Source organism: Streptomyces sp. NPDC056452, from assembly GCF_042796085.1.
Classification (GTDB): domain Bacteria; phylum Actinomycetota; class Actinomycetes; order Streptomycetales; family Streptomycetaceae; genus Streptomyces.
This window is the reverse complement of sequence record NZ_JBHTRI010000045.1, coordinates 32,507-56,115: the sequence shown is the minus strand read 5'-3', so window position 1 is coordinate 56,115 and position 23,609 is coordinate 32,507. Positions and strand designations below refer to the sequence as shown.

22 protein-coding genes and 1 riboswitch are annotated in these 23,609 nt (G+C 70.5%); of the genes, 17 read left to right on the top strand and 5 right to left on the bottom strand.

Annotated features, from left to right (window positions below; all coding sequences use genetic code 11):
• Positions 1 to 84: 84 nt before the first annotated feature.
• Positions 85 to 1,341, top strand: coding sequence for an Ig-like domain-containing protein (locus ACFQ6X_RS32335; protein WP_383186783.1), 1,257 nt, complete (start codon positions 85 to 87; stop codon positions 1,339 to 1,341).
• Positions 1,342 to 1,381: 40 nt separating this feature from the next.
• On the opposite strand, the gene ACFQ6X_RS32330 is transcribed toward ACFQ6X_RS32335, so the two are convergent.
• The gene (locus ACFQ6X_RS32330; protein ID WP_383186781.1) at positions 1,382 to 1,783 is read right to left on the bottom strand and encodes a hypothetical protein; all 402 of its coding nucleotides are present in this window, start codon (positions 1,781 to 1,783) and stop codon (positions 1,382 to 1,384) included.
• Positions 1,784 to 1,979: 196 nt separating this feature from the next.
• On the opposite strand from ACFQ6X_RS32330, the gene ACFQ6X_RS32325 reads away from it, so the two are divergent.
• The 6 genes from ACFQ6X_RS32325 (at position 1,980) to ACFQ6X_RS32300 (ending at position 9,074) form a co-directional block, all read left to right on the top strand.
• A complete protein-coding gene (locus tag ACFQ6X_RS32325; protein WP_329211890.1) occupies positions 1,980 to 2,600 on the top strand; it encodes a heme-copper oxidase subunit III in 621 nt (206 codons plus the stop codon).
• A gap of 55 nt (positions 2,601 to 2,655) precedes the next feature.
• Positions 2,656 to 3,465 (top strand): c-type cytochrome, encoded by an 810-nt coding sequence (locus ACFQ6X_RS32320; RefSeq protein ID WP_383186779.1) that lies wholly within the window; start codon positions 2,656 to 2,658, stop codon positions 3,463 to 3,465.
• Positions 3,462 to 4,514 carry a Rieske 2Fe-2S domain-containing protein gene (locus tag ACFQ6X_RS32315; RefSeq protein WP_383186777.1) on the top strand — a complete coding sequence of 351 codons (1,053 nt, stop codon included), beginning with the start codon at positions 3,462 to 3,464 and terminating at the stop codon, positions 4,512 to 4,514. The genes ACFQ6X_RS32320 and ACFQ6X_RS32315 overlap by 4 nt, the downstream gene beginning before the upstream one ends.
• A complete protein-coding gene (locus ACFQ6X_RS32310; RefSeq protein ID WP_329211896.1) occupies positions 4,511 to 6,136 on the top strand; it encodes a ubiquinol-cytochrome c reductase cytochrome b subunit in 1,626 nt (541 codons plus the stop codon). The genes ACFQ6X_RS32315 and ACFQ6X_RS32310 overlap by 4 nt, the downstream gene beginning before the upstream one ends.
• Before the next feature lie 122 nt (positions 6,137 to 6,258).
• Positions 6,259 to 7,323, top strand: a complete 1,065-nt coding sequence (gene trpD / locus ACFQ6X_RS32305; protein WP_383186776.1) for an anthranilate phosphoribosyltransferase — start codon at positions 6,259 to 6,261, stop codon at positions 7,321 to 7,323.
• An 84-nt stretch (positions 7,324 to 7,407) separates the two neighbouring features.
• A riboswitch (SAM riboswitch) is annotated at positions 7,408 to 7,524 on the top strand.
• Positions 7,525 to 7,697: 173 nt separating this feature from the next.
• Positions 7,698 to 9,074, top strand: coding sequence for an aminotransferase class V-fold PLP-dependent enzyme (locus ACFQ6X_RS32300; RefSeq protein ID WP_383186774.1), 1,377 nt, complete (start codon positions 7,698 to 7,700; stop codon positions 9,072 to 9,074).
• A gap of 77 nt (positions 9,075 to 9,151) precedes the next feature.
• On the opposite strand, the gene ACFQ6X_RS32295 is transcribed toward ACFQ6X_RS32300, so the two are convergent.
• Both ACFQ6X_RS32295 and ACFQ6X_RS32290 read right to left on the bottom strand, forming a co-directional pair.
• Positions 9,152 to 9,433 (bottom strand): Lrp/AsnC ligand binding domain-containing protein, encoded by a 282-nt coding sequence (locus tag ACFQ6X_RS32295; protein ID WP_329211901.1) that lies wholly within the window; start codon positions 9,431 to 9,433, stop codon positions 9,152 to 9,154.
• Positions 9,430 to 10,176 carry a rhomboid family intramembrane serine protease gene (locus ACFQ6X_RS32290; protein WP_383186772.1) on the bottom strand — a complete coding sequence of 249 codons (747 nt, stop codon included), beginning with the start codon at positions 10,174 to 10,176 and terminating at the stop codon, positions 9,430 to 9,432. The genes ACFQ6X_RS32295 and ACFQ6X_RS32290 overlap by 4 nt, the downstream gene beginning before the upstream one ends.
• A 161-nt stretch (positions 10,177 to 10,337) precedes the next feature.
• Here ACFQ6X_RS32290 and ACFQ6X_RS32285 point away from each other — a divergent pair, with 161 nt between their 5' ends.
• The 5 genes from ACFQ6X_RS32285 (at position 10,338) to ACFQ6X_RS32265 (ending at position 15,824) form a co-directional block, all read left to right on the top strand.
• Positions 10,338 to 10,580: a hypothetical protein gene (locus ACFQ6X_RS32285; RefSeq protein ID WP_329211905.1), complete on the top strand. Its 243-nt coding sequence runs from the start codon at positions 10,338 to 10,340 to the stop codon at positions 10,578 to 10,580.
• Positions 10,581 to 10,617: 37 nt separating this feature from the next.
• Positions 10,618 to 11,979 (top strand): NYN domain-containing protein, encoded by a 1,362-nt coding sequence (locus tag ACFQ6X_RS32280; protein WP_383186770.1) that lies wholly within the window; start codon positions 10,618 to 10,620, stop codon positions 11,977 to 11,979.
• A gap of 291 nt (positions 11,980 to 12,270) precedes the next feature.
• Positions 12,271 to 13,296: an NlpC/P60 family protein gene (locus tag ACFQ6X_RS32275; protein ID WP_383186768.1), complete on the top strand. Its 1,026-nt coding sequence runs from the start codon at positions 12,271 to 12,273 to the stop codon at positions 13,294 to 13,296.
• 235 nt (positions 13,297 to 13,531) lie between these two features.
• Positions 13,532 to 14,554 (top strand): C40 family peptidase, encoded by a 1,023-nt coding sequence (locus ACFQ6X_RS32270; RefSeq protein ID WP_383186766.1) that lies wholly within the window; start codon positions 13,532 to 13,534, stop codon positions 14,552 to 14,554.
• A 16-nt stretch (positions 14,555 to 14,570) separates the two neighbouring features.
• On the top strand, positions 14,571 to 15,824 hold the full coding sequence (locus ACFQ6X_RS32265) for a hypothetical protein (RefSeq protein WP_383186764.1): 1,254 nt from the start codon (positions 14,571 to 14,573) through the stop codon (positions 15,822 to 15,824).
• On the opposite strand, the gene ACFQ6X_RS32260 is transcribed toward ACFQ6X_RS32265, so the two are convergent.
• A complete protein-coding gene (locus tag ACFQ6X_RS32260) occupies positions 15,781 to 17,007 on the bottom strand; it encodes a glycosyltransferase 87 family protein (protein ID WP_383186787.1) in 1,227 nt (408 codons plus the stop codon). The two genes, ACFQ6X_RS32265 and ACFQ6X_RS32260, sit on opposite strands and share 44 nt — an antisense overlap.
• A gap of 77 nt (positions 17,008 to 17,084) precedes the next feature.
• Here ACFQ6X_RS32260 and ACFQ6X_RS32255 point away from each other — a divergent pair, with 77 nt between their 5' ends.
• Entirely contained in the window at positions 17,085 to 18,227 is a 1,143-nt protein-coding gene (locus ACFQ6X_RS32255; protein WP_383186762.1) for a glycosyltransferase family 4 protein, read from the top strand.
• Between the two features lie 133 nt (positions 18,228 to 18,360).
• Here ACFQ6X_RS32255 and ACFQ6X_RS32250 read toward each other — a convergent pair whose 3' ends face one another.
• Positions 18,361 to 20,157 carry an AMP-dependent synthetase/ligase gene (locus tag ACFQ6X_RS32250; RefSeq protein ID WP_383186761.1) on the bottom strand — a complete coding sequence of 599 codons (1,797 nt, stop codon included), beginning with the start codon at positions 20,155 to 20,157 and terminating at the stop codon, positions 18,361 to 18,363.
• A gap of 280 nt (positions 20,158 to 20,437) precedes the next feature.
• Here ACFQ6X_RS32250 and ACFQ6X_RS32245 point away from each other — a divergent pair, with 280 nt between their 5' ends.
• From ACFQ6X_RS32245 to ACFQ6X_RS32230, 4 genes are all read left to right on the top strand, one after another.
• Complete coding sequence (locus ACFQ6X_RS32245; RefSeq protein ID WP_383186759.1) at positions 20,438 to 21,247, top strand: metallophosphoesterase; 810 nt, start codon at positions 20,438 to 20,440, stop codon at positions 21,245 to 21,247.
• Positions 21,248 to 21,367: 120 nt separating this feature from the next.
• Positions 21,368 to 21,814: an SRPBCC family protein gene (locus tag ACFQ6X_RS32240; protein WP_329211922.1), complete on the top strand. Its 447-nt coding sequence runs from the start codon at positions 21,368 to 21,370 to the stop codon at positions 21,812 to 21,814.
• Positions 21,815 to 21,818: 4 nt separating this feature from the next.
• On the top strand, positions 21,819 to 23,012 hold the full coding sequence (locus tag ACFQ6X_RS32235) for an ArsA-related P-loop ATPase (RefSeq protein ID WP_383186756.1): 1,194 nt from the start codon (positions 21,819 to 21,821) through the stop codon (positions 23,010 to 23,012).
• An 81-nt stretch (positions 23,013 to 23,093) separates the two neighbouring features.
• Positions 23,094 to 23,585, top strand: coding sequence for a DUF5304 domain-containing protein (locus ACFQ6X_RS32230; RefSeq protein ID WP_383186754.1), 492 nt, complete (start codon positions 23,094 to 23,096; stop codon positions 23,583 to 23,585).
• The last annotated feature ends 24 nt before the right edge of the window (positions 23,586 to 23,609 follow it).

The following is a 23,609-nucleotide window of genomic DNA, read 5'->3' as shown; positions in this document are numbered from 1 at the left end:
GCCCCGCTCAGTAATGAGCGGGGCGGGCCCCCGTTTGCAGTCACTGAACGCGCTGGATCGGATGAATCTTCTTAGCGTGGGTTCATGAACCACACGCCGCGCATCCGCACCGTAGTGAGCTGCACTCTGCTGGTCGTGACCCTGGTTGCAGGTGCGACCGCCTGTGGCGAACCCGATGGCCATCCGTTGTCGCTGAAGCCGTACGACGCGGCCGACCTGGTCTCCTTCAACGGCCCCTCCAAGGGCGAGAAGGCCGACCCCGACAAGCCCCTCGAAGTCACCGTCAAGGATGACGACGTACGCATCACCGATGTGACGGCCGTCGACACGCAGGGCCGCCATCTGGCGGGCGAACTCGCCGCCGACGGACGGCGGTGGCACTCCACCACCTCGCTCGCCGCCGGCACCCGGTACACCGTCAAGGTCTCCACCGAGAACGGGGACGGGGCCCCTGGCAGCCGCACCTACGCCTTCGGTACGACCTCGGCCAAGAAGTTCCTCAAGGTCGCCTTCGGCCCGCAGGCGGGCACCTACGGCGTCGGACAGCCCCTCACGGCGGAACTCAGCGCTCCGGTCAAGGACAAGGCGGCCAGGGCCACCGTGGAGCGCGGGCTGCAGGTCCGGTCCACACCCGCGGTCACGGGCTCCTGGTACTGGGTCGACGACAAGACCCTGCACTACCGGCCCAAGGAGTACTGGCCCTCCGCCGCCACCATCGACGTCCGCAGCAACCTCAAGGGCATCAAGGTCAGCAACGCCCTCTACGGGGCCGCCGCGAAGCCGCTGAAGCTCACCACCGGCGACCGCATAGAAGCGATCACCGACGCCTCCGACCACTCCATGACCGTGCTGCGCAACGGTGAGGTGATCAACACCCTGCCGGTCACCACGGGCAAGCCCGGCTTCGACACGCGCAACGGCGTCAAGGTGGTGCTGGCCAAGGAGCAGTTCGTACGCATGCGCGGGGAGAGCATCGGCATCGCCGCCGGCTCCTCGGAGTCGTACGACCTGCCCGTCTACTGGGCGACACGCGTCACCTGGAGCGGTGAGTACGTCCACGCGGCGCCCTGGTCGACCGGCTCACAGGGCAGCGCCAACGTCAGCCACGGCTGCACGGGCATGAGCACCGCCAACGCCCAGTGGTTCTTCGAGACCGTACGTGAGGGCGACATCGTCAAGGTCGTCGGGAGCGACGGCGAGACGATGACGCCGTTCGACAACGGCTTCGGCGACTGGAACCTGGACTGGGACGCCTGGCGGAAGGGCAGTGCGCTGCACGGGGGCGGCACACCGGACTCGGGCACCGACGTCGAGGCGGCGCGGCTGCGCCCCCAGGTCTGATCCGGGGGTGCCTCACCCCCGGGAAGGGCAGTGGCCCCTCTCAGGCCTCCACGGAGAGCCTGTTGCGCAGCAGGGCGGCCAGGGCGTCCGCGAAGTCGACCGGGTCGACCGGATGGGTCACCGCGGAGTCGGCACGGCTCCACGTGGCCAGCCAGGCGTCCTGGGGGCGCCCGATCAGCAGGAGCACCGGCGGGCAGTCGAAGATCTCGTCCTTGATCTGCCGGCAGACGCCCATACCGCCCGCCGGAGCCGTCTCGCCGTCCAGCACGCAGACGTCGACACCGCCACCGTCCAGCGCGCTCAGGACGGCCGGGAGGGTCGCGCACTCCAGGAACTCCACCTGAGGCACGTCGGCCGCAGGCCTGCGGCCCGCGGCCAGCCTCACCTGCTCACGGGTGTTGGCGTCGTCGCTGTAGACCAGGACCGTGGCGGTCGGCTGCATTGTTCCTCCGTGACATCCGTGTCTTCGGGGCGCTCTGAGCTCTCGGGGCATGAACCGTTGGGCGGATCGTACTCCGGCGGACAGCCTGTCAGCACCGGTAATGACAGCGTTTCGCTGGGCCGTTCGGTGAGGACACACCCCACTGACACACCGAACGGCACCCCCCGGAGTGAGGGCGGGATAAGCGACCGACATAATGTCGGTCGTGGCGACAGCAACGACAGTAGAAACCGGGCACGCGCACCCGTCGGTCAATCGGCCGAACCTCACCAGCGTCGGAACCATCATCTGGTTGAGTTCCGAGCTGATGTTCTTCGCGGCCCTCTTCGCGATGTACTTCACCCTGCGATCGGTGATGGGACCCGCTCACTGGAAGGAGATGGCTCACCATCTGAACTTCCCGTTCTCGGCGACGAACACCACGATCCTGGTGCTTTCCTCTCTCACCTGCCAGCTCGGCGTATTCGCCGCGGAGCGGGGCGATGTGAAGAAGCTCCGCACCTGGTTCATCATCACGTTCGTGATGGGTGCGATCTTCATCGGAGGCCAGGTCCTCGAGTACACCGAGCTGGTCAAGGAGGCGGGTCTCTCCCTGTCCTCCGACCCGTACGGCTCGGTGTTCTACCTGACGACCGGCTTCCACGGTCTGCATGTGACAGGCGGTCTCATCGCCTTCCTGCTCGTACTCGGCAGGACATACGCGGCCTCGAGATTCACCCACGAGCAGGCCACCGCCGCCATCGTCGTGTCCTACTACTGGCACTTCGTCGATGTCGTCTGGATCGGCCTGTTCGCCACGATCTACATGATCAAGTAACCGGGCTCGCACCCACCCACCATCGACGCAGAAGATCCTGACACCGGGGTAATCCGTGAAAAAGCTCTCCGCACGACGACGCCATCCGCTGGCGGCGGTCGTCGTACTACTCCTCGCGCTGGCGGCTACCGGGGGGCTGTACGCCGCGTTTGCGCCTGCGGGTAAGGCGCAGGCCGACGAAACCGCCCAGTCCCTCGCCATCGACGAGGGCAAGAAGCTCTACTCCGTAGGCTGCGCCAGCTGCCACGGAACCGGCGGTCAGGGCACCTCCGACGGGCCGTCCCTCGTGGGCGTCGGCTCCGCCGCCGTCGACTTCCAGGTCGGTACCGGACGTATGCCGGCCCAGCAGCCGGGTGCCCAGGTACCGAAGAAGCCGGTCATCTACTCCCAGGCCGAGATCGACCAGCTCGCGGCGTACGTCGCGTCCCTGGGCGCCGGTCCGATCACCCCGACCGACAGCCAGGTCGACCCCGCGGGCGCCGACGTGGCCAAGGGCGGCGACCTGTTCCGTACGAACTGCGCGCAGTGCCACAACTTCACAGGTGAGGGCGGCGCGCTGACACACGGCAAGTACGCCCCGAACCTCGAAGGCGTGAGCCCGAAGCACATCTACCAGGCCATGCAGACCGGCCCGCAGAGCATGCCGTCCTTCCCCGACAGCACCATGCCGGAGCAGGAGAAGAAGGACATCATCGCGTACATCAAGACCGTCAACGGCGATGATGCCGAAACCCCAGGCGGCCTCAGCCTCGGTGGTCTCGGACCGGTCAGTGAAGGTCTGTTCGCGTGGGTCTTCGGGCTCGGCGCCCTCGTCGCAATTGCCGTTTGGGTCGCGGCCCACACCGCTAAGGCCAAGAAGTCATGAGTAGCCAAGAGATTCCAGAAGAGGTCCTGCCCGCAGAGCAGGACACCGCGCACGGCGCGGTAGAGGGTGCCGGCGATCCGTTCGCCGACCCCGGGCTGCCGGCCCACCGGCCGCGCATCCAGGACATCGACGAACGTGCCGCGCGCCGCTCCGAGCGAGCCGTCGCCTTCATGTTCACGCTGTCCATGCTGGCGACGGTGGCGTTCATCGCCTCCTACGTCATCTTCCCGGTCGACCAGATCGTCTACATCTGGCCGTTCGGGCACGTGAGCTCGCTCAACTTCTCCCTGGGCCTGACCCTGGGCGTGGCGCTCTTCTGCATCGGAGCGGGGGCCGTCCACTGGGCGCGCACCCTGATGTCCGACGTGGAGGTCGCCGACGACCGGCACGCCATCGAGGCCGAGCCCGAGGTCAAGGCGAAGGTTCTCGCCGACTTCGCGGACGGTGCCGCGGAGTCGGCGATCGGGCGGCGCAAGCTGATCCGCAACACCATGTTCGGCGCGCTGGCCCTGGTGCCGCTCTCCGGCGTCATGCTGCTGCGCGACCTCGGCCCGCTGCCGGAGAAGAAGCTCCGCGTGACCCTGTGGGCCAAGGGCAAGCAGCTCATCAACATGAACACGATGGAGCCGCTTCGTCCCGAGGACGTCGTCGTCGGTTCGCTGACCTTCGCCATGCCCGAGGGCCTGGAGGAGGACGCGCACGACTTCCAGACGCAGATCGCCAAGGCCGCCCTGATGATCATCCGCATCGAGCCGGACAACATCAAGGACAAGCGCGAGCGTGAGTGGGCCCACGAGGGAATCGTGGCCTTCTCCAAGATCTGTACCCACGTCGGCTGCCCGATCAGCCTGTACGAGCAGCAGACGCACCACGTGCTCTGCCCGTGCCACCAGTCCACCTTCGACCTCTCCGACGGCGCCCGCGTCATCTTCGGTCCGGCCGGTCACGCCCTTCCGCAGCTGCGGATCGGTGTGAACAGCGAGGGCAACCTCGAGGCGCTCGGCGACTTCGAAGAGCCCGTCGGTCCTGCCTTCTGGGAGCGCGGATGACTACTGCGACGGATTCAAAGCGCAAGGCGCCCGCCGGTGAGCGGGTAGCCGACTGGGCGGACGGCCGGCTGGGCATCTACGGCCTGGCCAAGGCCAACATGCGCAAGATCTTCCCGGACCACTGGTCCTTCATGCTCGGTGAGATCTGCCTCTACAGCTTCATCATCATCATCCTCACGGGTGTGTATCTGACGCTGTTCTTCCACCCGAGCATGAACGAGGTCGTGTACCACGGCTCGTACGAGCCGATGCAGGGCATCCGGATGTCCGAGGCCTACGCCTCGACGCTGGACATCAGCTTCGACGTCCGCGGTGGTCTGCTCGTACGGCAGATCCACCACTGGGCCGCGCTGATCTTCCTGGCCGGCATGTTCGTGCACATGATGCGCGTCTTCTTCACGGGTGCGTTCCGCAAGCCCCGTGAGATCAACTGGATGTTCGGCTTCCTGCTGTTCGTCCTGGGCATGTTCACCGGGTTCACCGGCTACTCGCTCCCGGACGACCTGCTCTCCGGTACGGGTGTCCGCTTCACCCAGGGCGCCATCCTGGCGACGCCGATCGTCGGTACGTACCTCTCGATGTTCCTGTTCGGCGGGGAGTTCCCCGGCGGCGACTTCGTGGCCCGGTTCTACTCGATCCACATCCTGCTGCTGCCGGGCATCATGCTCGGCCTGGTCGTGGCCCACCTGATCCTGGTCTTCTACCACAAGCACACGCAGTTCGCGGGTCCCGGCAAGACCAACAAGAACGTCGTCGGCATGCCGCTGCTGCCGGTGTACATGGCGAAGGCCGGAGGGTTCTTCTTCCTCGTCTTCGGTGTCATCACCGTCATCGCGGGCATCGCCTCGATCAACCCGATCTGGGCACTCGGCCCGTACCGCCCGGACCAGGTGTCCACCGGCGCCCAGCCCGACTGGTACATGGGCTTCGCCGAGGGTCTGATCCGAGTGATGCCGGGCTGGGAGATCAACCTGTGGGGCCACACGCTCGTCCTGGGTGTGTTCATCCCGCTGACGGCCTTCGGCCTGGTGCTCGCGGCGATCGCGGTCTACCCGTTCATCGAGTCCTGGGTCACCGGGGACAAGCGCGAGCACCACATCCTGGACCGCCCGCGCAACGCCCCGACCCGTACGGCCTTCGGTGTCGCATGGATCACGGAGTACGTGATCGTCTTCATCGGTGGTGGAAACGACCTGTGGGCCACGCACTTCCACCTGTCGCTGAACGCCATCTCGTGGTTCGTCCGGATCTTCATCTTCGTCGGCCCGGTCATCGCGTTCATCGTGACGAAGCGGATCTGCCTCGGCCTCCAGCGCCGCGACAGGGACAAGGTGCTGCACGGACGCGAGTCCGGCACCATCAAGCGCCTGCCGCACGGTGAGTTCGTCGAGATCCACGAGCCGCTCAGCCAGGGCCAGCTGCACACGCTCACCGCGCACGAGCAGTACAAGCCGGTCGAGATCGGCCCGACGGTCGACGAGAACGGTGTCGAGCGCAAGCCTTCGGCGCTGCAGAAGCTGCGGGCCAAGCTCAGCAAGAGCTACTACGGCGAGCAGAGCCAGATCGCCAAGCCCTCCGCCGAGGAGTACAAGGAGATCACCAGCGGCCACGGCCACCACTGATCACCTGAGCTGATCGCCACAGCAGGAGCCCCGTCCATTCGATGGACGGGGCTCTTCGCTGTCCCCGGGGCTGGATAGGGTGGGGGGATCCCTTTATCGGCTGTGGACCCCAGGAGCGGACCATGAACGTTGTGACCCCGGACGGCGGCGACAGCGTGGCGGACCGTTCCTGGCCCGGCGTGCTGATGCCCCTCCTGCGCGGCGAGAGCCTCACGGCCGAGGACACCGCGTGGGCCATGGACCGCATCATGAGCGGCGAGGCCACCGACGTACAGATCGCCGGCTTCGTGATCGCACTGCGCGCCAAGGGCGAGACCGTCGACGAGGTCACCGGACTCGTACGCACCATGTACGAGCACGCCCACACCATCCAGGTGCCCGGCCGCACCGTCGACATCGTGGGCACCGGCGGCGACCTGGCCAAGACGGTCAACATCTCCACCATGTCGGCGATCGTCGTCGCCGGGACCGGCGCCAAGGTCGTCAAGCACGGCAACCGCGCCTCCTCCTCGGCGAGCGGGGCCTCCGACGTGCTCGAGAAGCTCGGCGTCAACCTCGAGCTGACCCCGCAGGGCGTCGTCCGGGTCGCCGAGGAAGCGGGCATCACCTTCTGCTTCGCGGTGAAGTTCCACCCCGCCCTGCGGCACGCGGCGAGGGCTCGCAAGGAGCTCGGCACGCCGACCACCTTCAACATCCTCGGCCCGCTCACCAACCCCGCCCAGGTGCGCTCCCAGGCCGTCGGCGTCGCCGACCTCAAGATGGCGCCCATCGTCGCGGGTGTGCTCGCCGACCGGGGTAATTCGGCGCTGGTCTTCCGGGGCGACGACGGCCTCGACGAGCTGACCACCACGGCGACCTCCCGGGTCTGGATCGTCCGGGACGGCGCCGTGCGCGAAGAGGCCTTCGACCCGCGGGACGTCGGCCTGGAGCTGGTACCGGTCTCGGCGCTGCGCGGTGCCGACGCCTCGTTCAACGCGGACGTCGCCCGGCGGATGCTGGACGGGGAGACAGGTCCCGTACGCGAGGCGGTGCTCCTCAACTCCGCCGCCGCGCTGGTCGCGCTCGACCCGGGCGAGGGCACGCTGAACGAGCAGATCGCGGCCGGGATCGCGCGGGCCGCGGAATCGATCGACTCGGGTGCCGCCAAGCGCGCGCTGGAGCGCTGGGTGGCTGCCAGCAACGCCTGAGGCCAGGCAGGGTGAGGCGGGGCGCAGTCCGGATCGCGGACTGCGCCCTTGCGCATGTGGCCACGTATGGCAAGATGCTGCGCAGGTCATGAGTGACAGCGAATAAGCCCCGGCTCGCTGTCCGGCAACCCTCCGTCCGTGGCGGGGTGCCCCGGGTGAAGACCAGGCCGCAGGCAGCGAGGTCTGTGGCAAGCGCGGGCCCCTAGGCATCTGTGAATGCCATCCCCCGGGGTCCTGGTCCCCAGGGAGCCTCTTGTGAGCAAGCGAATGCGATAGGGCTCAACGCCCTTCTCCGCGCACCCTTTTCTCTTTTCCCTGCGCTGCCGCGTATCTGCCGGCGCCGGGATTTCGCCTGCCTGTTACGGGAGTTCGCCATGTCTGTCTCCACCGCTGCCGCCGACCAGTCCATTTGTGCCCCGCTGCCGGTCCTGGGGGCGGATGTCACCGTTCCGCTGGTTACGGGCGGCGAAGTCACCTATGCCGCCCTCGACTACGCGGCGAGCGCCCCGGCCCTGCAGCGGGTGTGGGACGACGTGGCCGCCTACGCCCCGTACTACGGCAGCGTGCACCGCGGCGCCGGCTACCTCTCGCAGCTCTCCACGGACCTCTTCGAGAGCAGCCGCGTCACCGTCGCGGAGTTCCTCGGCTGCCGTGCCGAGGACCAGGTGGTCTTCACCCGCTCGACGACGGACTCCCTCAACCTGCTGGCCGCCGCACTCCCCGCCCACTGCCAGGTGTTCGTGTTCGAGACCGAGCACCACGCCTCGCTGCTGCCCTGGCGCGACGCCCGGGTGACCTGCCTCGACGCCCCCAGGACCCCCGCCGAGGCCGTCGTGACGCTGGAGCGTGCGCTGGCCGACCGCGACCCCTACGGGCCCGCACTGGTCTGCGTCACCGGCGCGTCGAACGTCACCGGCGAACTGTGGCCGGTGAAGGAACTGGCCGCCGCCGCCCATGCGCACGGTGCCCGGATCGTCCTCGACGCCGCGCAGCTGGCCCCCCACCACCCGGTGGACATCGCGGAGCTGGACGTCGACTGGGTCGCCTTCTCCGGGCACAAGCTGTACGCGCCGTTCGGCTCGGGCGTCCTCGCGGGCCGGGCCGACTGGCTGCGGGACGCGGAGCCGTACCTCGCGGGCGGCGGCGCCTCCCGCAAGGTCGCCCGGCGCGCCGACGGCGGCGTGGACGTGGAGTGGCACACCACGGCGGCCCGGCACGAGGCCGGATCGCCCAACGTGATCGGCGTCTACTCCATCGCGGCGGCCTGCAAGGCCCTGACCGAGGCCGGGTTCGACCAGCTCGTCGCGCGTGAGCAGCAGCTCGTCACCCGGGTCCGTGAAGGCCTGGCCGAGGTCCCCGCGGTCAAGGTGCTCTCCCTGTTCGGCGACGACGCCCCGAGGGTCGGAGTCATCTCCTTCGTGGTGGAGGGCTGGAACAGCTCGCACTTCGCCGCGGCGCTCTCCGCGGAGTACGGCATCGGGGTCCGCGACGGCCTGTTCTGCGCCCACCCGCTCGTACGGACCCTGCTGGGCAGTGAGCCGCAGGACCCGGGCGAGTGCGGTGCCCCGGAGGCCGAGCCGGGCGAGCGGTCCCTCAACGCCATCCGGGTGAGCTTCGGGGCCGGTACGCCGGACGAGCACATCGAGCGGTTCCTGGGCGCGGTCCGCGAGCTGGTGGGCGCGGGTGCCCGGTGGACCTACCGCACCGAGGACGGCCGCTGCGTCCCGGACAGGGGTGCGGCGCAGGTCTGACCGGGCCGCGTACGACTTCGGCCGGGGACGGGAGGCAACTGCCCCGTCCCCGGCCGAAGCCGTACGCGCCGTCCGTCCTACGCGTCGAGACCGATGGCGAAGGCCGCCTCGAGGTCGTGCTGCGAGTACGTCCGGAACGCCACGTGTGTGTCGGTGCCCTCGACACCGGGGATCTTGCTGATCCGGCCCGGAATGACATCCGCCAGATCGTCGTGCCTGGCCACCCGGACCATGGCGATCAGGTCGTACGTACCGGTGACCGAGAAGACCTCGCTGACGCTGTCCAGCGCGGCGACGGCCTCGGCGATCTCGGGAATCCGGTCCACGCTGGTTTTGATGAGCACGATCGCGGTGATCACGGCTGGCTTTCTCCCTCGGTGGCCGTGGCTGGAGACTTCACTCTAGCCCCACCCCGGTAGCGCCCCCAGGCGTAGAGGAACCCGGCCGCGAAGCCCGCGACATGGGCGAGGTAGGCCACGCCGGGGCCGCTGCCCGCGCCCTGCGCCGCCAGCCACTGCAGCGCGAACCAGAAGACGAGCACGATCCAGGCCGGGAAGCGCAGGGGCAGGAAGAAGAGGAACGGGAAGAGGCTGGTGACCCGGGCCCGTGGAAAGAGGTACAGGAACGCGCCGAGCACCGCCGAGATCGCCCCCGACGCGCCCACCAGGGTCTGGTCGGATCCGGAGTGCGCGACCGCGTAGACGACCAGGGCCAGATAGCCGCAGCAGACGTAGAAGAAGACGAACTCGGCCCGGCCCATGCGTTCCTCGGCCATCGCCCCGAACACGTACAGGAACAGCATGTTGCCCAGCAGGTGCAGCCAGCTCCCGTGCACGAAGAGGGCGGTCAGCGGGGTGAGGGCCGCGTGCGCGGAGCCGTCCAGGAGTTCACTGGGGATCACGCCCCACCGCTCGAAGTACCCGGCCTGCGCGGCGAGCAGGGCGTCCGCGGTGCCGTACGCCGGGTTGAACCCGGAGAGCGGGCTGATCAGGAACACGGCGGAACAGACGGCGATGAGCCCGTAGGTGACCGGTGCGCCGCCCGCCGAGGCCGCGAACTCCCTCGCCCGCTCACGCCACCCGGCATCCCGCCCATCGATCACGTACAGAGCATGACGCACCGGCGGAGAACGTGACAGATCGCCTCGCCGTGCCACCGGGTAAACGCGAGGCCGTAGGGTTACCGCAGGACATTCGCAGTTCGACGGCGCACCGCGAGATCGAAGACCTGGGCAGTACGAGCTCGACGAAAGAGGACGCAACGATGACGACGGTTCCCACGCCGACCGACGGGACCCGCTGGCGCTGCACGCTCTGCGGCAATCTCACCCGCTTCGATGTGACGCGCTCCTCCAAGGTCGTGGAGTACGTCCACCTCGACCTGGCCGGGGAGTCGAGTGTCGAGGAGCGGGAGGTGGTCAGTGAGACCATCGAGTCGGTGCGCTGTCGTTGGTGCAACGCGGTGGACCAGATCGAGCTGGTCGACAGGCCGGGTGCCGACTCCTGACGGGGCCGTGCGGACAGACATATTGGGGTGATGGATGGTGGAGCAGCCGACAGGCGGCGCCGGACCGGCCGACGCGGCCGACGGCGCCGCGGAGTCGCTCGACCGTCCGCTGCCCGAGGGCGTGCGCCGCAAGGTCGTGGCGCTCGTCTCCGACGCGTTCGGCGGCCTGACCGTCGGCGAACTTCCCCCTCAGCTCAGGCAGTACGCCCGCTTCACCCCGAGCAGGCGCGCCAAGTTCGCGGGCAACGCCATGGCGGCCGCCCTCGAGAGCGACCCGGTCTTCCGCCGGCGCATCGGTGAGCGGATCGGCCAGGGCCAGCCGGAGCTGGCCGCCGCGCTGGAGTCCGGCGCGCCGCCCGCGGCCGCCGATCCGGTCGACGTGGCCGCCGCGGCGTACGTGCTGCGGCCGGCCGGCTGGGTCAAGCTGGTGGCCGCGGCGGGCGAAGAGGTGCAGCGGGCCGACGCCGAGCGGGTGGACGAGGAGACCCGGCGCGAGCTGGAGAGGCTGCGCGAGGAGCTCGCCCACGCCCGCAGCCACACCAGGAACGAGACCGAGCGGCTGCGTTCGGAACTGGACGCGGCCCGCAAGGAAGCGGAATCCCTGCAGCGCAAACTGCGCAGCGCCCTCAGCGAGGTGAAGCGCGGCGAGGCGGCCCTGCGCAAGGGCAGCGCGGAGGCGGACACCGTGCGCGCCGAGGCCGCCGCCCAGGTGTCCGCCGCCGAGAGTGAGTCCCGGCGGCTGAAGGCGCGCCTGGCCGAGGCGGAGACCTCTGTCGAGGCGAGCCGCAGAGCGGCCAGGGAAGGGCGTTCCGTCGAGGACATGCGGCTGCGGCTGCTCCTGGACACCGTGCTCGACGCCGCTCAGGGACTCCGCCGTGAACTGGCGCTGCCGCCCTCGTCGATCCGCCCGGCCGACAGTGTCGAGGCGGTGGAGCCGGGCCGGATGTCCCCGAAGGACATTGCGGCCAGGGCCCTTTCGGAGACGGATCCGGCGTTGCTCGACCAGCTGCTCGCGCTGCCGCAGGCGCATCTGATCGTGGACGGCTACAACGTCACGAAGACCGGCTATCCGCAGATGCCGCTGGAGAAGCAGCGGTTGCGGCTCCTGGGCGGCCTCTCGGTCCTCGCCGCACAGACGGGCGCCGAGATGACCTGTGTCTTCGACGGGGCCGAACTGGCCGCACCCGTCCTGCTCGCACCGCCGCGCGGAGTGCGTGTGCTGTTCAGCAAGGCGGGCGTGACGGCCGACGAGCTGATCAGGCAGCTGGCCCGCGCGGAACCGCCGGGCAGACCCGTCGTGGTGGTGTCCACCGACCGGGAAGTGGCCGACGGGGTGGCGAAGGCGGGCGCCCGGCCTGTCGCGTCCGCATTGCTCCTGAAGCGCCTTTCGCGCGTCTAGTTCGTCATGTGCCGCATGTGTGACTTGCCGGAATTTTGGGAACGTACCGTCAAGTCGCCACTACACGCGGTGTGATGAAAGTAAAGAAGTGCCTGGTGTGACGAGATTTTTCTTGTGAGGATTTGAACTGATCACAGGATGGTCACTAGGGTCAGGCCTCGAACCTTCGCACGGTTGATCACCCACCAGGGGTGACAGCGAAGGAACCGCCGAGTCCGTGACGTGCACGGAGCCGGGGATTCAGTCCCCCACAGCCCGGTAGGCGGCTCGAGGAAGAAGGAGCTCGCCTTCGTGGCGTCCCACCGTCGTCCCAAGCAGCCGAGCCGCACCCGCGTGACCGTGCTCACCGCGACCGCCGCTGCGGCCGTGGCCCTCACTTCCCAGGCTGCGCACGCCGATCCCAAGCCGACCAAGAACGAGGTCAAGGCGAAGGTCGACAAGCTCTACCACGAGGCCGAGGCCGCCACCGAGAAGTACAACGGGGCCAAGGAGCAGCAGGACAAGCTCAAGAAGCAGGTCGACGCGATCCAGGACAAGGTCGCCCGCGGCCAGGACGAGGTCAACACCATGCGCGGCGAGCTCGGTTCGCTCGCCACCGCGCAGTACCGCTCCGGTGGGATCGACCCGTCCGTCCAGCTCTTCCTCGCCTCGGACCCGGACACCTTCCTCGACCAGGCTTCGGCGCTCGACCAGCTGACGGCCAAGCAGACCGAGTCGCTGCAGAAGATCCAGTCCAAGCAGCGCACCCTCGCGCAGCAGCGCAAGGAAGCGCAGGCGAAGCTCGGCGACCTCGCCGACGTCCGCAAGACGCTGGGTGAGAACAAGAAGAAGTTCCAGGGCAAGCTCGCCGACGCCCGGGAGCTCCTGAACACCCTCACCGCCGCCGAGCGGGCCAAGATGGCCGCGGACGACCAGCGCGCCAGCCGCGCCGCCGGTGAGCGTGTCAACCTCGGCAACGAGGTCCCCGCGTCGGCTCTCGGCGGTGCCGCCCTCCGGGCCGCCGCCACGCAGCAGGGCAAGCCGTACGTCTCCGGCGGCACCGGCCCGAACTCGTTCGACTGCTCGGGTCTGACCCAGTGGGCCTACGCCCAGGCCGGCGTCCAGATCACCCGCACCACGTACACCCAGATCAACGACGGTGTCCGGATCGGCCGCAGCGCCCTGAAGCCGGGCGACCTGGTCTTCTTCAACAACACCTCGCACGTGGGCCTGTACGCGGGCAACAACCAGATCCTGCACGCCCCGAAGCCGGGCACCGTGGTCCGCTACGAGTCGATGGACTACATGGGCACCTTCCAGTTCGGCGTGCGGATCTGACGCCCGAACGGGCGAATCGCCGCACCCTTCGCTGAGCCCCGCCCCGCCGGAGACCGACAGGTCACCGGCGGGGCGGCGCTGTTTGCCCCCTTCCCGGGCCCGGCGTGGCCTTTGGCCGCTCCGTGGTCGGCCGGTTACTGTCTGCGCTGCCGTGCAGCTCCCGGTCGTCGGTCCGCCCTCCAGGGCGGCAGGGGCTGCGCACATCTGCGTACAGCGGAAGGGAGTGCGGCTTCCTGTGGTGTCGCATCGCCGTCCCACCCGGCCCGGCCCCGCCAGGGGCATCGGGGCCACCGTCCTGTCGGCCGCCGCGGCCACCGCGGCGGCCACCCTCGGCGCAGCCCCGGCGGGCGCCGAACCGCAGGACACGCGGGAGAGCACGAAGGCCAGGGTCGACCGGCTGTACGGGGAGGCCGAGCGCGCCACCGAGCACTTCAACAAGGCCCGGGAGAACGTCGGCCTGCTGCGCGGAGAGGTGGACAGGGCCCAGGACGCGGCGGCCCGCGCCCAGGAGGGCATCAACCGGATGCGGACCGCCCTCGGCTCCATGGCGGGCGCGGAGTACCGCTCGGGCGGCATCGACCCCTCGCTCGCGCTGCTGCTCTCCTCGGACCCGGACACCTTCCTGGACCGGGCCGCCGCCCTGGACCGGCTGGGCGACCGCAGGGCCGTCCTGCTCCACAAGCTCCAGCAGGCCCAGCGCAGGATCGCCCAGACCCGTGCCGAGGCCACCGGCGCCCTCGCCGGGCTGGAGCGCAACCGGGCGGCCGTCACCCGGCACAAGCGCACCGTCGAGGGCAAGCTGGCCCGGGCCCGGCAACTGCTGCACTCGCTGCCCGCCGAGGACCGCGAGAGCCTCGGCCGCGCCTCGCGGTCCGCCGGGCAGGAGGCGTTTCCCGCTTCCGGTACCGCCTCCCCGCGCGCCCTGGCGGCCCTCATGGCGGCCCGGCAGGCGCTCGGCAGCCCGTACGTGTGGGGCGCCGACGGCCCGTCCGCGTTCGACTGCTCCGGTCTGATGAAGTGGGCGTACGCCCAGGCCGGGGTCAGCCTGCCGCGGACCTCGCAGGCCCAGCGGCACGCGGGCCGCATGGTGCCGCTCGCGGAGGCCAGGCCCGGGGACCTCGTCGCCTACCGCGCCGACGCGAGCCACATCGGGATGTACGCGGGGAACGGCCAGGTCATCCACGCCCCGTACCCCGGTGCCCCGGTGCGCTACGACCCCGTCGGCATGATGCCCGTCTCCTCGGTGACCCGCGTCTGACCGTACGATCGGCTGGATGGCTGTTCGGACGCGGAACGCGCGGCGGGGGTGCACCCGCACACGGAGCACGGCGGGCGCCGTGCTCGCCGGGCTGCTCCTCGCGGCCGCCTGCTCCGCGCCGCAGGACTCCGCGGCCGGCCTCACCGCCGAGGACGTCGGCGCCACCCTGGACCGCAGGGCCGCCGCGGTGATGGGGCACGACACCGACGCCTACCTGGCCTCGCTCGACCCGCGGGCCACGTCGTTCCGGGCGGCCCAGCGCACCGAGCTGGAGAGCATGGCCGACGTACCCCTGGAGTCCTGGGCGTACAAGGTGAAGGACGTGACCGGGAAGGGTTCCGACCGGGTCACCGCCGACGTCGAGCTGCGCTACCGGTTCAAGGGCTACGACAAGGCCCCGATGTCCTCGGCCCGCACGGTGGAGCTGGTACGCCGCGGCGAGGACGGGCCCTGGTACATCGCCGCCGATCGGGCCGGCAAGGACGCTCCGGGGCTGCTGTGGCAGCAGGGCGACGTCCAGGTCGTCCGCGGCACGCACAGCCTCGTCCTCGGTGTCGGCCGCCGCGAGGGGGAGCTGCGCCGGATCGCGGACACCGCGGACCGTGCCGTGCCGGCCGTCTCCGCCGTCTGGCCGGAGCCCTGGGCGGAGCGCGTGGTCGTGCTCGTACCGGACTCCGTGGAGGACATGGCGGGCCTCCTCGGCTCACCCGTGGCGAGCTACCGCGGCATAGCGGCCGTCACCACCGGTGAGGTCGGCGGCACGGGCCGGGCACCCGCGGACCGGGTGATCGTCAACCCGCAGGCGTACGGAATGCTCGGCGAGTTCGGTCAGCGGGTCGTCCTCACCCACGAGACGGCCCACGTGGCCACCAGGGCGCACACCTCCGCGGCCACACCGGTATGGCTCTCCGAGGGCTTCGCCGACCGGGCCGCCTACCTCCAGGAGAGCCGCACCGCCGAGGAGATCGCACCCGAGCTGGCCGGCGCGGTCCGCCGCGCCGAGCTGCCCGCCGGGCTGCCGGTGGACGAGGACTTCGGCTTCGGCGGGGACGCGGCCACCCTCGCGAAGGCGTACGAGGGCGGCTGGCTGGCCTGCGAGCTGATCGCGCAGGACTGGGGCGAGGAGAAGCTGATCGCCTTCTACAAGGCCGTCGGGGCCCGTTCCGGGCGGGACGGGGCGGTGGAACAGGCCATGCGGACGGAGCTCGGGACGACTCCGGAGGACTTCACGGTGCGCTGGCGGGAGTATCTGCGCGAGCGGCTCGGCTGAACCGTCCCTCGCGCCCGGTCCGCACCCCCGGTACCGTCTCGCGCCACAGCCGCCGCGCGGCGCTCAGCGTCGCCGCGAGGAGCAGGCCGTTGCGTACGACGAGGAGCGCCACGCCCTCCGCGTCGCTGGCCACGACATGCGCGAACCCCAGCGGGAACTCCAGAAGGGTCACGCCGGTGGCCACCAGGACCAGGCACGCCGGCGGTGCCATCCTGCTGCCGCGGAACACCAGGCACACCGAGGCCAGACCGACCAGCCACACCATGTACTGCGGGCTGATGACACGGCTGGTCGTGGTGAACAGCAGCACCGCCGTGAACGCCGCGTCCGCCGGGGTGTGCACCGCGAACGTGCGGGCCCTCAGCCGCCACACCAGCAGCCAGCCGAGGGCCAGGACGCTCAGCCCCAGCGCCAGCGTGCTCACCGGCCCGACGTGGGCACCGGCGAACTCCATCGAGCCGTACCGCAGTTCCACCCGGCCCTCCCAGCCGAACTGCCGCGCCAGATGGAAGACCAGCGCCCCCAGCGACTCGACCTCCAGCCCCCGGTCCCGCTGGAACGTCAGGAACGCGAACGCGCCGGGCAGAGCCGCGGCGGCCGCCAGGAGGAGCCCGCCGGCCGTCACCGCCGCGGCCGACCAGGAGAGCCGCGTGGCCCGCCCCCGTGCCGTACCCGCCAGCAGCAGGACCGGCCACACCTTCATCAGCGCACCGAACGCCGCCAGCGCCCCCAGGACCCGCGGGTGGCGCACCCCGGCCAGCAGCGCCGCCACCGCGACCGCCGTCACCATCAGGTCGTACCGCGCGTACACCGTCGGCCCGAGCAGCGGCACACCCGCCACCCACACCCAGGCGCCCGCCGCCCGGGTACCTGGGCGGCCGGACGCGTACAGCAGGAGCAGAAGCACCAGGGCATCGCACGCCAGTACGAGGACGAAGAAGGCGGACGCGTACTCCAGGAAGGGCAGCAGCGCCGGGGAGAGCACGGCCAGCGCGGCGGCGGGCGGGTACTGCCAGGTGACGTCGGCCAGCGGATACGAACCGGCGCGGAGCACCTCGTACCAGCCGTGGTAGATCACGGAGACATCACTCGTGACGTCCGGGCCCGGCACCGTGAACACCTTGAAGACGCAGAGCAGCAGCGCCGCTCGGGTGAGGATCCAGGTGGCGAGGAGCAGACGCATAACCGTCATGATGCCGTTGCCTGATGTGCGGGAGCCGTCAAGCAGGGCCGGTCGGCAGCCCGGTACTGTCGGCGGCGATGGACAAGACCTTGATCGTGACCAACGACTTCCCGCCCCGCCCCGGTGGCATCCAGGCCTTCCTGCACAACATGGCACTGCGCGTGGACCCCGGCCGGCTCGTCGTCTACGCCTCCACCTGGAAGCGCGGCGCGGAGGGCCAGGAGGCCACCGCCGCCTTCGACGCGGAACAGCCCTTCACCGTCGTACGCGACCGTACGACGATGCTGCTGCCCACCCCGCGGGTCACCCGGCAGGCGGTCCGCCTCCTGCGCGAACACGGCTGCTCCTCCGTCTGGTTCGGCGCGGCGGCCCCCCTCGGCCTGATGGCCCCCGCGCTCCGCAGGGCCGGAGCACGCCGCATCGTGGCGACCACCCACGGGCACGAGGCGGGCTGGGCCCAGTTGCCCGGGTCCCGGCAACTGCTGCGCCGCATCGGCGAGGGCACGGACACGATCACCTACCTCGGCGAGTACACCCGCTCCAGGATCGCCGCCGCCCTCACCCCCGAGGCCGCGGGCCGCATGGTCCAGCTGCCGCCCGGTGTCGACGAGTCGACCTTCCACCCGTCCTCGGGCGGGGACCGCGTCAGGGCCCGGCTGGGGCTCGCGGACCGGCCCGTCGTCGTCTGTGTGTCCCGGCTCGTCCCGCGCAAGGGCCAGGACACCCTCATCCTCGCCATGCCCGCGATCCTGGCGCGGGTGCCGGACGCCGTCCTGCTGATCGTCGGCGGCGGCCCGTACGCGGGGCAGCTGAAGAAACTGGCGGCCGAGACGGGCGTCCAGGACTCCGTGCGCTTCACCGGGCCGGTGCCGTGGGAGGAACTGCCCGCCCACTACGGCGCGGGGGACGTCTTCGCCATGCCCTGCCGCACCCGGCGCGGCGGGCTCGACGTCGAAGGCCTCGGCATCGTGTACCTGGAGGCGTCAGCGACCGGACTGCCGGTGGTGGCGGGCGACTCGGGCGGCGCTCCCGACGCGGTGCTCGACGGCGAGACCGGGTGGGTGGTGCGGGGCGGCTCGGCAGAGGAGTCCGCCGACCGGATCGTCACCCTTCTCGGGGATCCCGAGCTGCGCCGGCGGATGGGGGAGCGGGGCAGGGCCTGGGTCGAGGAGAAGTGGCGCTGGGACCTGCTCGCGGAGAAGCTGAAGACGCTGCTCTGAACGAGTACGACGAAGCGCGTACGACGAAGCGCGTACGACGAAGGGGCCCGCACCGTCGTGGTGCGGGCCCCTCGTCATGCGTACGGCCATGTCGAGCGGCCGGCCTCGTCGTGCGGCCGGCCTCGTCGTGCCCTCAGGCGCGGTAGATCGACTCGACCTCGTCCGCGAAGTCCTTCGCCACGACGTTGCGCTTCAGCTTCAGCGACGGCGTGATGTGGCCCGCCTCCTCCGTGAACTGCTGGGCCAGGATGCGGAACTTGCGCACCGACTCCGCCTTGGACACCGCCGCGTTGCCGTCGTCGATCGCCCGCTGCACCTCGGCCAGGAGATCGGCGTCCTCGCGCAGCGACACCGCCGTCGAACCGGCCGGCTTGCCGTTCTCCTCGGCCCAACGGGAGAGGAACTCCTCGTCGAGGGTGACCAGGGCGCCGATGAACGGCCGCCCGTCGCCGACCACCATGCACTCGGCCACCAGGGCGTGTGCGCGGATCCGGTCCTCGATCACGGCCGGGGCGACGTTCTTGCCGCCCGCCGTGACGATGATCTCCTTCTTGCGGCCGGTGATCGCGAGATAGCCGTCCTCGTCGAGCGTGCCGATGTCGCCCGTGTGGAACCAGCCGTCGGCCAGCGCCTCGGCCGTCGCCGCGTCGTTCTTCCAGTACCCCGTGAACAGGTGTTCGCCGTGCAGGAGCACCTCGCCGTCGTCGGCGATGCGCACGACCGAGCCGGGCAGCGGCTGGCCGACCGTACCGATCTTCTGCCGGTCCCACGGGTTGAACGCCGTTGCGGCGCAGGTCTCGGTGAGGCCGTAGCCCTCCAGCACCGTGAAGCCGATGCCGCGGAAGAAGTGGCCGAGCCGCTCCCCGAGCGGCGCGCCGCCCGAGATCGCGTACTCACCGCGACCGCCGAGCACGGCCCGCAGCTTGCTGAACACCAGCTTGTCGAAGACCTTGTGCTTGACCTTCAGGCCCACCGACGGGCCCTGCGGCGTGCCCAGCGCGCGGCTGTACGCGATCGCCGTGTCGGCCGCCCGGTCGAAGATCTTGCCCTTGCCGTCGGCCTGCGCCTTGGCGCGCGCCGAGTTGTAGACCTTCTCGAAGACCCGCGGCACACCGAGGATCAGCGTCGGGCGGAACGAGGCCAGTTCGTCGGTGAGGTTCTTGATGTCCGGCACACAGCCGAGCTTGATCGGGGCCATCACCGAGGCGACCTCGACCAGCCGGCCGAAGACGTGCGCGGCGGGCAGGAAGAGGAGGACGGAGCACTCACCCGTACGGAAGAGGGGCTTCAGCCGCTCCACCACGTTGCCGCACTCCGCGAAGAAGCTGCGGTGGGTCAGCACACAGCCCTTGGGGCGGCCCGTGGTGCCCGAGGTGTAGACGATGGTGGCCGGGTCGTCGGCCTTGGCGCTCACCATGCGCAGATCGAGGGTCTCGTCGGAGACGCCGGCGCCCGAGGCGGTCAGCTCGCCGACCGCGCCCCGGTCGATCTGCCACACGTGCTGCAGCCCGGGGAGCGCGTCGCGCACCGAGGCGACGGACTCGGCATGGGTGTCGCTCTCCACGATGACCGCGACCGCACCGGAGTCGCCGAGTATCCACTGGACCTGCTCGGCGGAGCTGGTCTCGTAGACCGGCACGGTGACCGCGCCCGCGCTCCAGATGGCGAAGTCCAGCAGGACCCACTCGAAGCGGGTGCGGGACATGAGGGCGACCCGGTCGCCGGGCTGGATGCCCGCCGCGATCAGACCCTTGGCGGCGTCCCTGACCTCAGCCAGGAACTGGGTGGCCGTGACGTCCGTCCAGACGCCGGCCACCTTGCGGCTCATCACCGCAACATCGGGATGCTGAGCGGCATTGCGGCGGATGAGATCCGTCAGGTTGCCGTCCGTTGGGACCTCGTACAGGGCCGGAAGGCTGAACTCGCGCAAGACTGCTGCTCCTCATCGGGCTCCGGTTCCACGGCTCTGTGTGACGCACCGGATCGGTCCAAGACTGGCAGATGCTCAGTGGGGTGAGCACGACTGGACTGGCGGGACGTTACCCATCAGTACTCGGTTCCGGATAGGGGGTTCCGGCCAGATGTCTTATGCATCACACATATAAGTGGTCCTTGGGTGCACACTAGTCCACCCCTGTCACGACCCGGAAGTATCCGCAGGTCCGGTGGGCTCTACCCAGCGCGGGTGCGGAGAACCTAGGGTGATCTCCATGCGAGCCAGCGGACCGGACGGTCGAGACGCAACCGCCACCCGCGGTACGCGCGTGCACGTGGTGAGTGACGTGCACGGCAACACGGAGGCGCTGGCACGCGCCGGGGACGGCGCGGACGCCCTGATCTGCCTCGGCGACCTGGTTCTCTTCCTCGACTACGCGGACCACTCGCGCGGCATCTTCCCGGACCTGTTCGGGAAGGACAACGCGGACCGCATCGTCGAACTGCGCACGGCACGCCGCTTCGAGGAGGCGCGCGACTTCGGCCGTGCCCTGTGGGCGGGCAGGGACCGCAACGCCGCGATCCTGGGAGCCGTGCGCAAGCAGTACGCCGAGATGTTCGCCGTCCTGCCCACCCCGACGTACGCGACGTACGGCAACGTCGACGTGCCCCAGCTCTGGCCCGAGTTCGCCGGCCCCGGCACCACGGTCCTGGACGGCGAGCGCGTCGAGATCGGCGGCCGGGTCTTCGGGTTCGTCGGAGGCGGCCTCAAGACCCCGATGAACACCCCGTACGAGATCAGCGACGAGGAGTACGCCGCCAAGGTCGAGGCGCTCGGACCGGTGGACGTCCTGTGCTCGCACATCCCGCCCGAGGTGCCCGAGCTGACCTACGACACGGTGGCCCGCCGCTTCGAGCGGGGCAGCCGCGCGCTCCTGGACGCCATTCACCGCACCCGCCCGAGGTACGCGATTTTCGGCCACGTTCACCAGCCGTTGGTACGCCGGATGCGGATCGGCGTCACCGAGTGCGTCAACGTCGGCCACTTCGCGTCGACCGGGCGGCCCTGGGCCCTGGAGTGGTGAGGGCCGCGGGTCCGGGCCCGCGGACGGGGCGTGGACGGGGCGGCGCCGGGTACGCGATAGCCTGCACACGGCAGGCCTCTGCCGAACGCGACCGGTACACCGCACTGGAGGGCCACGGCGATGGCTGAACACACCAGCTCGAGCATCACGATCGAGGCGGCACCGGCCGACGTCATGGGAGTGATCTCCGACTTCGCCCGCTATCCGGAATGGACCGGCGAGGTGAAGGAGGCCGAGATCCTGGCCACCGACGACCTGGGCCGCGCCGAGCAGGTCCGGCTGGTGCTGGACGCCGGAGCGATCAAGGACGACCACGTCCTCGCCTACACCTGGAACGGCGCGAACGAGGTCAGCTGGACCCTCGTGAAGTCCCAGATGCTGCGTGCCCTCGACGGCAGCTACGCGCTCGCCCCCGTCGGCGGCGACCGCACCGAGGTCACCTACCGGCTGGCCGTCGACGTCAAGATCCCGCTGCTGGGCATGATCAAGCGCAAGGCCGAGAAGGTCATCATCGACCGCGCCCTGGCCGGACTGAAGAAGCGCGTCGAGTCCGTCCCGAAGGCCTGATCACGTGCGTACGGTCCTCGTCACCGGCCCCGGCGGCGCAGGCCGTACCACCGTCGCGGCGGCGACCGCACTGGCCGCGGCCCGCAGCGGCCGGCGCACCCTCCTGATCTCCTCGGACGCCGTACCCGGCTTCCCGGCAGCCACCGCACCCACCGAGGTCACCGACGGGCTCCACCACGCCCGAATCGACTCCGGCGAGCACTTCCGCAGCGAACTCGTCGCCCTCCAGGACCGGGCGTCCGGAGCGCTCGACCTGCTCGGCGCGGGCCGGCTGGACGGTGAGGAGCTCACCGAGCTGCCCGGCAGCGCCCAGCTCGCCCTCCTGCACACCCTGCGCCGCGCGGCCGAGGGCGACTGGTCGAAGGACGGCTACGACGTCCTCGTCGTCGACCTCCCCCCGCTGGCCGACGCCCTCGCCCTGCTCGCCCTCCCCGGCCAGCTGCGCCGCTACCTGCGCCGCCTCCTGCCCCAGGAACGCCAGGCCGCCCGCGCACTGCGCCCGATGCTCGCCCAGCTCGCCGGCGTCCCCATGCCGGCGCAGTGGCTGTACGAGGCCGCCGCCCGCAAGGACGCCGAGCTCGCCGCGGTCGAGGCACTGATCGAGGACAGCTCCACGACCGTCCGGCTGGTCGCCGAACCGGGACCGGCCGCCGAGGACACCCTGGGCGCCGCCCGCACCGGACTGGCGCTGCACGGACTGCGCGTCGACACCCTGGTGGCCAACCGCATCCTGCCCCGGCACTCCTCCGACCCCTGGTTCGCCGGTCTCGCCGCCCAGCAGGAGAAGAGCCTGGACCGCTGGCACCAGGTATGGGCCCCCGGGACCCCGCTGACCGAGGTGGCCCACCTCGGGCGTGACCCGCAGGGCCTCGACGACCTCGCCCTCCTGGGCGAGGCCTGCGCACCCGACGACCGGACACCCGGCCGTGCCGGGGACCCCTCGTGGACGGAGGACACCCGGAGCGAGGGGGGCGACGGCGTCCTCGTCTGGTGCCTGCCCCTTCCGGGAGCCGTCAAGGAGGAGCTGCGGCTCGTCCGGCGCGGTGACGAACTGCTCCTCACCGTGGGCGCTTTCCACCGGATCGTGCGCCTCGAGTCCGCGCTGCGCCGCTGCACCGTCTCAGGGGCCGCGCTGACCGACGGGGTCCTGCGTGTCCGGTTCACGCCGGACCCCGCGCTCTGGCCGAGGACACGATGAACGGCGTACCACCGTTCGGGTAACGTCGGTAGTACGTGGTCCGTGGGGCCACCACAGGCAACCGCGTCGCAGGAGTCCGCCATGAGTGAAGCCACCGATCGTCCCGTCGACGACGACGCGTGGGCCGAGGCCTGCGCCGAGGACCTCGAGGCGGAGAAGGCCCGTCGGCGGGCCCAGTACGGGCCGCAGCCCGGATCCGCCGCGGAAGAGCTGCGCAAGCTGATCGACGCGGTGGCCGACAAGGTCACCTCGCTCCAGTCGCCGCTGCTCGGCATGGCCGCCCAGGGCACCGTCCAGCAGGTGATCAGGCAGGCCAAGTCCGCGGTCGAGCCCGTCATCGAGCGCAATCCGGACCTCTTCGACCATCTCGCCGCCGCCGGCAACGAACTCCTCGCCGCCTACCGTTCCGCGGTCGAGGGCCAGGAAGGCCGCTGGACCCGCGGCACCGAGGGCGCCGGAGGCTCCACGGGCAGTACGACAAGTACCCCGGGCCCGGCGAAAAAGGCCGCCGACGACCCCTCGGACCCGCGTGACGAGGGCCCCGGCGGCAGCCAGAACATCGACCTGGACTGACCGTGGGCAGGAAATACCCGTCCC